The sequence below is a fragment of the Catellatospora sichuanensis genome, from assembly GCF_007483665.1.
GTDB lineage: Bacteria > Actinomycetota > Actinomycetes > Mycobacteriales > Micromonosporaceae > Catellatospora > Catellatospora sichuanensis.
The window spans coordinates 407965-421243 of the sequence record NZ_ML660184.1; the positions used below are offsets into that span (position 1 = coordinate 407965).

Annotated in this window: 8 protein-coding genes; 1 reads left to right on the forward strand and 7 read right to left on the reverse strand. The window is 74.5% G+C overall.

What is annotated here, in order from left to right:
• Positions 1-157 precede the first annotated feature (157 nt).
• The 7 genes from FLL47_RS03880 to FLL47_RS03915 form a co-directional block, all read right to left on the reverse strand.
• A complete protein-coding gene (locus FLL47_RS03880; protein WP_144119045.1) occupies positions 158-1021 on the reverse strand; it encodes an ABC transporter ATP-binding protein in 864 nt (287 codons plus the stop codon).
• A gap of 11 nt (positions 1022-1032) precedes the next feature.
• Positions 1033-3999: an FtsX-like permease family protein gene (locus FLL47_RS42675; protein WP_186315540.1), complete on the reverse strand. Its 2967-nt coding sequence runs from the start codon at positions 3997-3999 to the stop codon at positions 1033-1035.
• The gene (locus tag FLL47_RS03895) at positions 3996-7001 is read right to left on the reverse strand and encodes an FtsX-like permease family protein (RefSeq protein ID WP_144118992.1); all 3006 of its coding nucleotides are present in this window, start codon (positions 6999-7001) and stop codon (positions 3996-3998) included. The genes FLL47_RS42675 and FLL47_RS03895 overlap by 4 nt, the downstream gene beginning before the upstream one ends.
• Before the next feature lie 83 nt (positions 7002-7084).
• Complete coding sequence (locus FLL47_RS03900; protein ID WP_144118993.1) at positions 7085-7741, reverse strand: ATP-binding cassette domain-containing protein; 657 nt, start codon at positions 7739-7741, stop codon at positions 7085-7087.
• Between the two features lie 332 nt (positions 7742-8073).
• Positions 8074-8673 (reverse strand): HAD-IA family hydrolase, encoded by a 600-nt coding sequence (locus FLL47_RS03905; protein ID WP_144118994.1) that lies wholly within the window; start codon positions 8671-8673, stop codon positions 8074-8076.
• On the reverse strand, positions 8670-12209 hold the full coding sequence (smc, locus tag FLL47_RS03910) for a chromosome segregation protein SMC (RefSeq protein ID WP_144118995.1): 3540 nt from the start codon (positions 12207-12209) through the stop codon (positions 8670-8672). Before smc ends, FLL47_RS03905 begins: the two co-directional genes overlap by 4 nt.
• A 288-nt stretch (positions 12210-12497) precedes the next feature.
• Positions 12498-12692, reverse strand: coding sequence for a hypothetical protein (locus tag FLL47_RS03915; protein ID WP_120318491.1), 195 nt, complete (start codon positions 12690-12692; stop codon positions 12498-12500).
• A 237-nt stretch (positions 12693-12929) separates the two neighbouring features.
• Here FLL47_RS03915 and FLL47_RS03920 point away from each other — a divergent pair.
• Positions 12930-13279, forward strand: a 350-nt coding sequence (locus FLL47_RS03920; protein WP_222105949.1) for a hypothetical protein, incomplete at its 3' end; no start/stop codon positions are given.

Here is a 13279-nt window from a genome sequence, read left to right on the forward strand (position 1 = left end):
CCCGCTTTCCATCGACGCTGGCCTATCACATCGAGTTCGATCTCGAAATTGTCGATGTGATAGGCCAGCGTCGATCAAAAGGCGGGGTGATGGGCGGTGGTCGGCACCGCACGGTCGGACGGTGGGAGCGGGCCTGCCACAGGGCCCGGTCCAGCCGTCAGACGTGCTCGGACGCGACCGGCACGGACACGGAGTGGTCGTCGGTGACCAGGGTGACCTTGCCGTTGGCGTGCTCGACGGAGAGCAGGGTGCCGGGGGGCAGCACGTCCAGGACGTCGGGCGGCAGCTGCACGGTGCCGTCACCGGCGATGACCGCGAACTCGCGGCCGTCGCGGCCCTCGGAGCCGACCCGGCCGTCGCGGATGGTCACCGCCCGGCCCAGCCGCGCGCCCACGTCGGGGTCGTGCGTGACCGCGACGATGGTGGTGCCGCGCTCGGTGTTGACCGCCTCCAGCGCCGCCAGCACCTCGTCACGCGCGGTCCGGTCGAGCTGGCTGGTCGGCTCGTCCACCAGCAGCAGGCCCGGCGAGGCCGCCATGCCGACCGCGATCGCGGCCCGCTGCGCCGCCCCGGGCGGCAGGTCCTGCACCTTGCGATGGCCGAGCCCGGTCAGTCCGAGCAGCGACAGGATGCGCTCCGGGGGCTCCAGGTCGGCGGGACGCACGTGCGCTGCCCGGCGCTGGGCCAGCCACACGTTGCTGAGCACGGTGGCGTACGGCAGCAGGTTGCGCCGCGCGCCCTGCAGCACCACGCCCAGGTCCGTGCCGCGCAGACGGGCCAGCTCGGCTTCGCTGATCCGCCCGATGTCGACCAGGCCGATCTGCACCCGTCCGGCGCTGGGCCGCATCAGCCCGGCCAGCAGAGCGATCAGCGTCGACTTGCCGGAGCCGGACGGCCCGACCAGGGCCACCCGCTCCCCCGGGGCGATGTCCAGATCGACGCCGGCCAGCGCGACCACGTCGCCGCCCTCGGCGCGGTAGATGTGCACCACCCGGCGGCATACCACGGCCAGACCGGTCAGGCTGGAGTTCTTCACGACGTCGCTCCCTCGCTCCCGCGCGCCACCCTCGTGGCGAGCAGGCAGGTTGTCAACAGCACCAGCAGGGCCGCCGCGATCGGGGCGGCGACCAGCGGACCGGGCAGGTCGGGCGGGGGCACGGCCGTGCCCCCGTCGCCGAACACGGGCAGCACGCCGCGGGCCAGCGCCCACGACAGCACCGCGGCCAGCAAGCCGATCACGGTGCCCGCGAGCACCAGGGCGAACCTGCCGCCCAGGTCCGCGTCGCGCAGCACCCGCTCGCGCACGCCCTGCCCGCGCAGGACCGCCAGCCCGCCGTCGGCCCGGCCGCGTTCGAGCACCGCGGTGATCAGCAGGCCGCCTGCGGCGAAGAGCACGCCGGTCAGCGCGGCCGCGGCCAGGAACAGCAGCGCCAGCGCGGGGGCCTGCTCCTGGTAGAGGTGCAGCTGCCCGGCCGCGTCGCGCTCGCCGAGCACCTTGAGCCCGTTGGCCTCCAAGCGCTTGACGAGGTCGGCGGGCGCGTCGGCGGACAGCCACACCTCGGGCTCCTGGGCGTCCCCCTCGCCGCCCACCCGCAGGTCGGCGTACTGCAGGTCGACCAGCGCGCCGTGCGCCCCGTAGCGGGGCACCAGGGGCAGCGTGCCCGCCCGGGTGATCGGGACCCGCACCGTGCCGCCGGCGCCGAGCAGCTCGGGCGGCAGCTCACCGGCGGCGACCAAGGGCAGCGGGTCGGGCGCGGGATCGGCCGAGGCGCGCATGTCGGGGGTGAGCACGTTGTCCACCCACACCCGCAGGCCGCCGGCGGCGGGTGCCATCTCCGGCACGGGCCGCGCGGCGCTGGTCTGCGGCAGCCGCCAGTGGTGCCCGGCCAGTTCGGCACCGGTCAGCACCGTCTTGCCCGTGGGGTCGCGCAGGTCGCCGACGGTCAGGTCGACGAGGTAGCGCTTGGGCGTGAACAGGTCCACCAGGAGCTGCCTGACCTGGCAAGGACCGGCCGCGCAGGCGGGCGTGGCGACCCGGTACGCGTGCGTGCCCGGCAGCAGCTTGTCCACCCGGACACTGGACTGGGCACCGCCGGTGCCCACCAGGCGCAGGGTGAGGCCTGCCTTGGCACCGGGCTCGATCCGGTCCAGCGTCACGGTGATCTCGACCTCCGCGGCGGTCAGCGCCAGCGGCGTGACCTCGGCGGGACGCAGCTGCCGGGCTACCTCGGCGGGCGTGGTCGCACCGTACGCGTCCGGCCACAGGGCCACCGCCGCGAACCGGGAGCTGTCGACCGCCAGCAGCTTCGTCTCGCTGTTCACGTTCACCCGCATGGCCGCCATCGCGTACCGGCCGGCCGGGTCCGCGGTGCGCACCGCGTGCAGCAGGCTGGCCGCGGGCAGCGACTCGACCTGGAGCACCCGGGCCGCACCGACCTGCACCTGGGCCCGTTCGTGCCAGGCCTGCGCGGCCACGTCGCGGGCCGAGAGCGCGAAACCGAGCAGGCCGAACACGACGGTCAGCAGCACCACGACCCAGTGTGTGCCGCCGCCCCGGGCCAGCGTCAGCGCGGCCAGGCCGGTGCGCAGCCGCCCGCGGCGCAGCGCCCGGCGGCCCAGCCGCTCGGCCGGTACGCCGATCGCGCGGGCCGCGACCAGGCCGAGGCCCAGCGCGATGCACAGCGGTGCGAGCAGCCCGATGCCGCCCGCGCCGGCGTCCTCGCCCGCCGCGACCTGGTAGCCGGCGACCAGCGCGAGCGCGCCGACCATCGCCTCGATGCCGCCGACCAGGCCGCCGCGGCGGCGTACCCGGGCCCGGCGCAGCAGGCCGAGCACCGGCGTGGTGAGCGCGCGCACCTGGGCGAGCAGTCCGGCCAGCAGCGCGCCGAGCACCGCGGCGGCGGTGTACAGCGCCGACGCCGGGTTCAGATACACCGGCGGCGAGCCCGGCAGCACGATCGTCGCGAGCAGCGCCGTCAGCGCATACCCGAGCAGGTAGCCGGGGATCACCGCGACCAGCACCGGCACGGAGGTCTCGGCGGTGGCCAGCCACCAGCGGGTACGGGCGGGCACGCCGCGCAGCGCGGTCAGTCCCAGCTCGCCGCGCCGCTGCTCGACGCCGCCGGCCACCGCGATGAACAGCACCAGCCAGCACAGCATCACCAGCGGCACGGCCGCCAGCAGCAGACTCGACGCCAGCTGCGACTCGCCGTCCTCGATCCGGGCGATGAGCTTGTTCAGCTCGCTGTCGACGCCGAAGCCGCCCGCGTCCAGCTCGGACTCGGCGTCGTCCAGGTCGTCGCGCAGCCGGTCCATGTCGTCGAACGCAGAGGGGGTGACCAGGAGGTCCACCATCCGCATCCGGCTGCCGTCGACGGCTGCCACGGTGCGCTCGGTGGCGAACGCGGCGGGCTGCTCCAGGCCGGTGAGGATCTCGCGGTCGCCCCAGTACGGGTCGTCGAGCCGGACCGCCTGGTAGAAGCCGACGACGGTCAGGCGTACCGCCGCGGGCGGCTCCGGGTCCTGCGACCCCGCCGGCGGGGCACGGAACTCCAGGTCCTGGCCGGGCTGCGCGCCCAGTTCGGCGCCGGCGTCCTCGCGCAGCACGACCTCGCGCTCGCCGGTGGCGCACCGTCCCTTGACGATCGTCAGGTGCTCGCAGATCCCGGTCCGGGTGGCCAGGAACATGCCCTGCTGGCCCTCCTCGCCCTGGTCACCGGTGACGACGACCTGTGCCGAGATGCCACTGAGGGTGAGCATGCCGGGCACGTACGGCCGCAGTGGCTGGTCGCCGCCGCGCGGGTCGTCCCCGGTCTGCGCGGTGACCACCCGCTCGTCGACGGTGGCCGCGGCGACCTCGACGCCGCGCAGCGACACCGCGGCCGCCTCCTGGTAGAGCGGTCCCGCCGCCGCGGCGGCCGCGGCCAGTGCCGTCAGCAGCAGCGTGATGACCGCCAGCCCGCGCCGGGCCCGCACCATCGCCCACAGCAGCGCCGTCATCGTTGTCCCTCCTGGTTGCCGCGGCGGCCGGTGGTGGCCCGGGCCAGCGAGCGTCCGGCCGTGAGGGCAGCCGCCAGCAGCACGGCGGTGGCCGCGACGAACGCCGCCGCGACGACCGCCAGACCCGGTCCCGGTGGCGCGAGCCCTCCGCTGGCGGTCAGCATCTGCCGGGCCGGGCCGCTGACGGCCCAGGCCACGGCGGCGGTGAGCGCGCCCACCGGCGCGGCGATCCCGATCATGGCGAGGTTGCCGAGGCGGCCCGCGCGGGCGGCCGCACCGGCGGGCAATCCCTGCATCCGCAGGGCCGCCAGCTCGGCCGACCGGTTGCGGCGGTCCGTCGCCGCGAGCACGAGCACGGCCAGCGCCACCAGCAGCACGCTGAGCACCGCCGCGGCCAGGTGCAGCCGCAGCGCCAGCCCGGCGCCCTGCTCGCGGTAGCGGTCGACGCGCTCGGCCACCACCTCGTCGCGTACCGGCACCAGGCCCGCCGCGCGCAACCGGTCCACGGCGTCGGCGGGGGCGTCGGCGTTCAGCCATACCTGCAGCTGGATCGCGTTGTCCCGGCTGCCGCTGAGCCGGTCGGCGGTCTGCAGGTCGAACAGCGCCCCGGCAGTGCCCGCGCCCGGCAGCACGGGCGACACCCAGCGCAGGTCCACCGGCCGCGGCAGCGCCTGCAGCGGCTCGATCTCGGACAGTTCGCCGGTGTGCGCCAGCCACGGCGGCCCGGCCGCGACCACCGGCAGCGGCACGGGCGCGTCGGAGACGTACAGCCTGATGTCGGTGCTGATCTGGCGCGGGTCGCTGGGCACGTAGCGCAGGCTCACCGCGTCGTCGGAGTTCAGCACCGTGACCTCGCGCTCGGCGCCCAGCTCGGGCCGCCACCGCGAGGCCGCGCCGATGGCCCGCCCCTCCAGCAGGGTGCGGTCCGGGCCGAGCTGGCGCAGCCCGTGCAGCCCGAAGCCGTCGGGCGAGGAGGGGAAACTCAGCCAGAACAGGCGGCAGCCGGGCGCGACCGCGCACGCCGGCAGGTCCAGCCGGTACTGCGTGCGGCCGGCGCCGTCCGCGATCTCGACCGCGCCGGTGACCGGCGCTCCGTCCGGCCCGACCAGGGCGGCGGTCAGCCGCATCGGGCCGCCGAAGTCCTCGGTGGTGCTCACGTCGAACTCCAGGCCGCTGCCCGCCACGATCACCGGGTCGCCCGCAGGGGCGCGCAGCAGCCGTGCCGTGTCGGCCGCGGACACGGTCGCGTCTTCAGGCCACAGCGCGACGGCGGCCAGCCGTGTGCTGTCCACCCCCAGCAGGGTCATGTCCGGGTCGTCCTGGCGGGTCACCGCCATGGCCCAGGCCCCTGCCGGGTCGGCCTTCGCGACCGCGGTCAGCAGCGCGGTACGCGATTGCGCGTACACGGTCAGCGCCCGTGGCGCGCCCAGCGCCAGCTCGGCCCGTTCCCGGGCCGCGCCCGCGGCCACGTCCCAGGCGCTCACCGTGTACCCGACCAGGGCCACCGCGACGACGGTCAGCGCGACCAGGCGGTCCGCCCCGGGTCGGCGGGCCACCTGGAGTGCGGCGAGCCCGTGCGCGAGCCGCCCGCGGTGCAGGCGGGACGCGCCGAACCGGGTCGCCGCGGAGCGCACCACCCGGGCGGTGAGCAGGCCGACCACGATCGCCAGCAGCAGCGGCGCGAGCAGCGGCAGCCCGCCCTCCTGGCTGTCCGAGGCGTACGACTGCCCGATCGCGGCCAGGGCGACCACCGCCACGGCCAGCTCGACCAGGCCGACGCGGCGCCGCCGCCGGGTCGGCACCTGCCGCAGCCCTTCCATGAGCGAGCCGGAAAACACCCGGCGCTCGGCGACCGCGGCGCTGATCATGACGACGAGCAGCGTGCCGCCCGCCGCCAGCAGCGCCCCGTCGTCGAGCACGACGTCCTGTGCCCGCGCGAACGTCGCCCAGGTCAGCAGGCGTACCAGCAGCCAGCCCAGTAGCACCCCGAACGGCGCGGCGACCAGCAGCACGAGCGCGGTCGGGCCCAGCGCGAGCACCGCCCGGTGCCGGGGCGGCACGCCGCGCAGCAGGCCCAGCGCCAGCTCGCTGCGCCGCTCCGACGCGGTGTACCCGATCGCCATCAGCAGCACGAACCAGCACACGACGAGCAACTGCACCGCGCCGAGCGGGGCGGCCAGGCTCAACACCTCGCGGGTGTCCTCGATGCGCTGCAACAGCCGGGGCAACCCGTTGTCGATCCGTACGCCGACCAGCCCCATACCGGGCTTGACCACCTCGGTCAGCCCGTCGAGGTTGCCGGAGGTGAAGGTCTCGTCACCGGCGATCATGTCGACGGTCGCGATCAGCTTGCTCGCTTGCAGGGCCGACATCGTCGGCGCGGTCACGAACAGCGGGTTGCCCGCCCGCTGCGGACGCGGCGTGTAGTCGGCCCGCCCGGCCCAGTACGGGTCGCCGCTCGCCAGCGGGCCCGCCGGGTCGTACACGGCGACCACGCGCAGCGTCACCAGCTCCGGAGCCAGGTGGGCCTGGTAGGCGAACTCACCGCCGGTGCTCACGCCGAGCCGCTGCGCGGTGGGTTCGCTGATCGCCACCTCGCCCGCGGCAGCCGGGCAGGTCCCGGCGGTGAGCACCAGGTGCTCGCACACGTCCGCGCGCATGGACAGCGGGGCGTCGACCGGCGACACGCCGGGCACCCGCCCGTTCGCGTGCACTCCGACGATCTCGGTCAGCCCGCTGCCGTCGGTGCGCTCGGCGACCTGCCCGCGCAGGCTGTCGAGCTGCGAGGTGTAGCCGCCCGCCGCAGCGATCTCAGCGGTGAAGGCGATGGCACGCTCGGCCGCGGTGGCCGCGCGCAGTTCGGCGGCGACCACGGCCCGGTCGGCGGCGGAGGCGTAGAGCGGAGCCGCGGTGCCGGCGGCGACCGCCAGCACGGCCAGCACAGCCAGGGTCACTACCTGGCTGCGGCGGCTCGCCAGCACGCCGAGCACCAAGCGGAGCATGTGTTACCTCTTCGGGGGGTCCGGCTGCCGGAACGGCGCGGGGAGCGCTTCCACGGTCGGCGAGGGTGGGCTCGGGTGGACGGTCAGGCCCGGACCAGCTCGGCAGCGCCGTCGAGCAGGTGCAGTTCGGCGTCGCAGGCCGCGGCCGCCTCCAGGTCGTGGGTGGCCAGCACGACGCAGGCGCCCCGGTCCGCCTCGGCGCGCAGCAGGTCGAGCACCCGGGCACGGTTGGCGGCGTCCAGTTCGCTGGTGACCTCGTCGGCCAGCAGGATCGCGCCGGACAGGGCCAGGCCGCGGGCGATCGCCGTACGCTGCTGCTGGCCGCCGGACAGTTCCTCGACCAGCTGCCCGGCCTGCGCCGACAGGCCGACGTGCTCCAGCGACTCGGCGGTGGCGCGGCGGGCGTCCTCCGGGGTAAACCCGTTGGCCACCAGCACGACCTGTACGTTCTCGCCCGCGGTGAGGATGGTGGCGAGGCCGTTGTCCTGCGGGATCAGCACCACCCGGCGCGACACCGCATCGTCTCGGTCGCGCAGGGCCAGGCCGTCCACCGCCACCGCGCCGCTGACCGGGCGCAGCACGCCCGCCATGGCCCGCAGCAGCGTCGTCTTGCCCGCACCGGACGGACCGGTCACCGCGAGCATGCGGCCCGCCACGGCCGTCACCGACACATCACGCAACACCGGCGCTCCGGCGAGGTACTCCACCGTCACGCGGTCCACTACCAGCGACGACGACATCGCCGTGCTCCCCTCGCCGAATCGGGTCGAACGCCCCCCGCGCTCCCCGGAAACCGCTCTCTGCCCGAGAGCCGCTCCTGGAGATCGTCAAGGTCCGGTAGTAGTCACGCGCAGCCCGGAGATCCGGTTGTCACCGCCCCTTACCGATTCCACATCCCGAGAGAAACTTTCACACCAGACCCCACCCGGCACGACCCCCCGCAAGCCCCGCCCCGCCTGTCGCAACTCTTGAAGAGTCGCGGTCAGTAGGGCAGTCAGAAGGCGCAACTCTTCAAGAGTCGCGCCTTGGGGTGGGCCTGAGGGGCGGCCGGGGACGGGGCGGGCGGGGCGGGTTAGAGAGCGAGGGCGGCGCGGGCGTAGGTGAGGTCGGCAGGGCTGCTCCAGCGCAGGGCGGACAGGCCTGCGACGCGGGCGCCGCGGATGTTGCGGTCGGTGTCGTCGATGAACAGGCAGCGGTCGGCGGGCGTCTCCAGGGCCAGGCAGGCGGCCTTGAAGAACTCCTTCGACGGCTTGTGCAGGCCCAGCTCGGCCGAGGAGACGATCGCGTCGAACTCGCCGGTGAGGCCGAACAGCGCCAGGTCGTCGTGCAGGTCGTCGGTGGCGTTGGTGGCCAGCCCGACCTTGCGGCCGGACGAGCGCACCTCGCGTACGAACGCCAGCACGGTCTCGTCGACGTACCCCCGGTAGGCGTCCCACTCGGTCAAGGCGGCAGCGGTCGCGCCGGTGTGTGCCGCGATCTCGTCCAGCCACTGCTGCCGGGTCCAGTGACCGGTGATCGCCGGGAGCTGGCGGGCCCACTCCAGCCCGGACTCCAGCAGCTTCGCGGGCGCGACGCCGTGCCGGGCCTCGAAGTCGCCGTACACGGACTCGTCGAAGTGGCGCAGCACCCCGTCGAAGTCGATCAACAGGGCCTCGGCCGGCCGGCGCCTCATTCGGACTCGCCCTTCAGCCGCTGGCTGATCACCTCGGTGACACCGTTGCGCATGGTCACGCCGTACAGGGCGTCGGCGACCTCCATGGTGCGCTTCTGGTGCGTGATGATGATCAGCTGGCTGCGCGAGCGCAGCTCCTGGAACAGGGTGATCAGACGGCCGAGGTTGACGTCGTCGAGCGCCGCCTCCACCTCGTCCATGATGTAGAAGGGACTGGGGCGGGCGCGGAAGATCGCGCACAGCATCGCGACCGCGGTCAGCGAGCGCTCGCCACCGGACAGCAGCGACAGCCGCTTGATCTTCTTGCCCGGCGGGCGCGCCTCGACCTCGACGCCGGTGGTGAGCATGTTGTCCGGGTCGGTCAGCACCAGCCGGCCCTCGCCGCCCGGGAACAGGATCGGGAAGACCACCTGGAACTCGCGCGCGGTGTCCTCGAACGCGGTCGCGAACACCTCCAGGATGCGGTCGTCCACGTCCTTGACCACGGTGAGCAGGTCCTTGCGCGTCGCCTTGAGGTCCTCGAGCTGGTCGGAGAGGAACTTGTAGCGCTCCTCCAGCGCCGCGAACTCCTCCAGCGCCAGCGGGTTGACCTTGCCGAGCAGGCCCAGGTCGCGCTCGGCCTTGGCGGCGCGCTTCTCCTGGATGGCCCGGTCGTAGGGCTCCGGCTCGGCGAACTCGGTGGAGCCGAGCAGGACCACCGGCACCGGGACCTCGGGGCCGTACTCGCCGAGCAGGGTCTCCACGTCCAGCGAGAACTCCTCGGCGGCGCGGGTCTCCAGCTGCTCGATGCGCATGCGCTGCTCGGCGCGGGCGACCTCGTCGCGGTGCACCTCTGAGGTGAGCCGGTTCAGGTCGTCGCCGAGCCGCTTGGCACCGTTGCGCACCTGGGCCAGCTCCGCCTCCCGGGCCGTACGCGCCTCGGCGATGGTGTCCCGCCGCTCGGCGGCCTCCTCCAGCGCCGCGTTCAGCCTGGTCAGCACCTCACGGGTGCCGGACTCGACGGCCTTGGCGACGGCGGCCCCGCGCTCGCGCGCGGCGCGGCGGGCGGCGGCCCGTTCCCGGGCGGCACGCTCGGCGGCGGCCTGGCGCAGCAGCGAGTCGGCGCGGCCCGCGATCTGCGAGACGCGCTCCTCGGCGGTGCGCACCGCGAGGCGCACCTCGACCTCGTTCTGACGCGCCTGCGGCACCAGCGCGGCGAGCTGGTCGCGCTCGGCGCTGGACGGGTCCTCGTCGACCGGCACCGACTCGGCGGCCATCAGCCGCTCCTCGAGCTCGGCGAGGTGCACCAGGTCCTGCTCGCGGGCGGCGACGGCCTTGTCCCGCGAGGCGGCCAGCCGCTGCGCCTCCGCCTGCGCGGAGCGGGCCGCGGCGCTGACCTCGGCCAGGCGGCGGGCGGCGGCGTTGCGCTCGCCCTCGGCGGCGCGCTTGGCGGCAGCTGCCGCGTCCACCTCTGCCTTGCGCCCGGTCGCGATCTCGCGCGCCTCGGCGATCTCCTCGCGCAGTACGGCGATCGACTCCTCGGCCGCGGCGCGCTTGGCGCGGGCCTCGTCGACGGCCGCCTGGACCTCGATGTAGCTGGGGGCCTTGGCTGAGCCGCCGGCCCCGGAGAAGGCGCCGACCAGGTCGCCCTCGGCGGTCACCGCGCGCAGCGAGGGGTGCGCGGCGACCAGCGCCGATGCGGCCCGCAGGTCGGCGACGAGCACCACGTCGCGCAGCGCGCTGGTGATCGCGGGGCGGATGGTGTCGGCGCAGCGCACCACGTCGAGCACCCAGCGGGCGCCGGGCGGCAGCGCCATGTCGGGGCGCGACTGCGGGGTGGGCGTGCCGATCAGCAGCGCGGCCCGGCCGGCATCCTGGATCTTGAGCAGCCGCATCGCCTCGGCTGCCTCGTCGACCCCGGACACGGCGACCGCGTCGGCCAGCGCGCCCAGCGCGGCGGCCAGCGCCGCCTCGCAGCCGGGCTCGACGGCCAGCAGCGACGCGACGCTGCCCAGCAGGCCGGGCACCTCGCCAGCGCGGGCCAGCAGCGCGCCCGCGCCGTCCTTGCGGTTGAGGCCGAGCGCGAGCGCCTCCTCGCGGGCCTTCCAGCCGGTGGCGTCCTTCTCGGCGGCGCGCTCGGCGTCGGAGGCCCGCTTGACCGCCGCGGTGGCCTCGTCGAACGCGGCGACCGCGAGGGCATGGGCGGTGTCCAGGTCGGCGTTGTCGCGGTCGGCGTCGGAGGTCTGCTCGGCGACCGCATCCACCTGCTCCTGGGCCGCCTCGGCGCGCATCGCGGCGTCGCCGTACGCCGTGGACAGGCGCTCGATCTCCTCCGACGCGGTCGCGGTGCGGGTGCGCGCCGCGTTGACCTGGCCGGACAGCTTGGCCATGCCCTCGCGCCGGTCTGCGATCGCCTTCACCGCGGCGACCAGCGCCCGCTCGGCTCCGGCGAGCTGGCGCTCCAGCTCCTGGCGGCGTTCGACGGCCTCGGCCAGGCGCACCTGGTCCTCGGTCAGCGCCTCGCGCAGCGCCTCCTCCTGCTCGCGTACCGCCTCGGCCTCGGCCTCCAGCCGCTCGGGGTCGCGGCCGGGCCGCTCGTCCTCGGTCGGCGCGGCCAGGTGGCGGTGGCGCTCGGCGGCCAGCTGGGCCGTGGAGCGGAACCGCTCCTGCAGCGCGGAGAGCTGATACCAGACGTCCTGGGCCTGGGTCAGCGCGGGCGCGTCGGCGGCGTGCGCCGACTCCAGCGCCGACAGCCGCTGCTGGACCTGCTCGTACTCGTCCTCGACCAACTCGCGCTTCGTACGCAGGGCCGCCTCGTCGGCGACCTCCTTGTCCAGGGTCGTGCGCAGCGTGAACAGGTCGTCGGCGAGCAGCCGCAGCCGGGCGTCGCGCAGGTCGGACTGGATGGTCGCGGCGCGGCGGGCCACCTCGGCCTGCCGGCCCAGCGGCTTGAGCTGGCGGCGCAGTTCGTCGGTGAGGTCGGTGACGCGGTTCAGGTTGGCCTGCATCGCGTCCAGCTTGCGCAGCGCCTTCTCTTTGCGCTTGCGGTGCTTGAGGACGCCCGCGGCCTCCTCGATGAACGCGCGGCGGTCCTCGGGCTTGGCGTGCAGCACGGCGTCGAGCTGGCCCTGGCCGACGATGACGTGCATCTCGCGGCCGATGCCGGAGTCGGACAGCAGCTCCTGGATGTCCATCAGGCGGCACGCGTCGCCGTTGATCTCGTATTCGCTCTCGCCGGAGCGGAACATCCGGCGGGTGATCGAGACCTCGGTGTAGTCGATCGGCAGCGCGCCGTCGGCGTTGTCGATGGTGAGGGTGACCTCGGCGCGCCCCAGCGGCTGCCGACCGGACGTGCCGGCGAAGATCACGTCCTCCATCTTGCCGCCGCGCAGCGCCTTGGCGCCCTGCTCGCCGAGCACCCAGGAGATCGCGTCCACCACGTTGGACTTGCCGGAGCCGTTGGGGCCCACCACGCAGGTGATGCCCGGCTCCAGCCGCAGTGTGGTCGCGGAGGCGAAGGACTTGAAGCCCTTCACCGTCAGGCTCTTGAGGTGCACGGCGCTCCGAAAGTGATCATCAGCGATCCCGCCGGTCGGCGGGTGGCACATGCTATCCGGTCAAAGCTGCAGGGTACCCGGCGAGGAGATCGGCCTCGGGACGCGCCGTCGTTGCCGCGGCCGCTTTATGCCCCACGCGGTCCGATGGTTAAACCATCCCGGGCGTGAAAACAGCCCGGGACATGAAAGAAGCGCGCCGCCACAGGAGTGGAGGCGCGCATAAGGACTGGTGCACTGTGGCGACCCGCATCAAGCGGTCGGCCACGGTCCCGCTGACGCGGGAATCGCTCAGGTGAGAGCCGGTTCGGCGATACGGAAGAAGTCGTCGGCCTCGGCAGCAGCAGCCGCCAGCCGATCGTTCTCCGCACGCAACCGGGTTACCTCGAACTCCAGTGCCCGCACCGTGGCACGCAACCGGGTGACCTCGTCGAGCATACGCCGATCTGGCGCAGCAGTGACGTGGCCATAGAGGGCCTTCGCCATATCGTCTCCTTGTGAAGCGCTGCCGGTTCGCCGGCCAAACGCGCGCCCAGTTATTCGCGACTCCCGGCCCGTGCCACCCGGAATGTTTCTCCGGATATGGCTGGCGAGCGCGGTCGGGCGCGACTGGCGACGTATCCATACTCCGCCGATACGCCCGTAACGTCAAGTTGCCCTGCGCCACACATCACGGAAGGTGTCGAGAGGCGACAAACCACCCCGGCTTGCTAGCGTCAGGCCGTGGCACCTCGTGGCCGGTATGCCGGCCGACATCGTGCGCCCCTGTGGTGGTGGCCCGCGCTCGTCGGCTCGGGTGCGCTGGTCGCCGCCCTGCTCGGCGGCGCGCTGACCCTGCACGGACCGGTCGCCATCTCCGCCGCGCCCGGCGCGTCCGCCACCGTCGGCGCCGACCATGTCACCGGTACGGGTGACACCGTGGTCTCCCTTTCCGGTGACACTCCGTCATCGCGGATCACCCCACCGATGTCACGGGCCGCGCCCGCCGCCCCGCCGGCCACCGTGCCGGGCGCGGCCGCCGCGAGCCGTCCCGCCGCCGCGCGGGCCGCCGGCGCCGTCCCGCGCACCAGTCC

What these genes read in the sequence shown, in the direction of transcription:
- FLL47_RS03915 (WP_120318491.1), bottom strand. Translation starts at nt 12,692, where the DNA reads ATGGCGAAGGCCCTCTATGGCCACGTCACTGCTGCGCCAGATCGGCGT.
- FLL47_RS42675 (WP_186315540.1), bottom strand. Translation starts at nt 3,999, where the DNA reads ATGACGGCGCTGCTGTGGGCGATGGTGCGGGCCCGGCGCGGGCTGGCG.
- FLL47_RS03905 (WP_144118994.1), bottom strand. Translation starts at nt 8,673, where the DNA reads ATGAGGCGCCGGCCGGCCGAGGCCCTGTTGATCGACTTCGACGGGGTG.
- FLL47_RS03895 (WP_144118992.1), bottom strand. Translation starts at nt 7,001, where the DNA reads ATGCTCCGCTTGGTGCTCGGCGTGCTGGCGAGCCGCCGCAGCCAGGTA.
- FLL47_RS03900 (WP_144118993.1), bottom strand. Translation starts at nt 7,741, where the DNA reads ATGTCGTCGTCGCTGGTAGTGGACCGCGTGACGGTGGAGTACCTCGCC.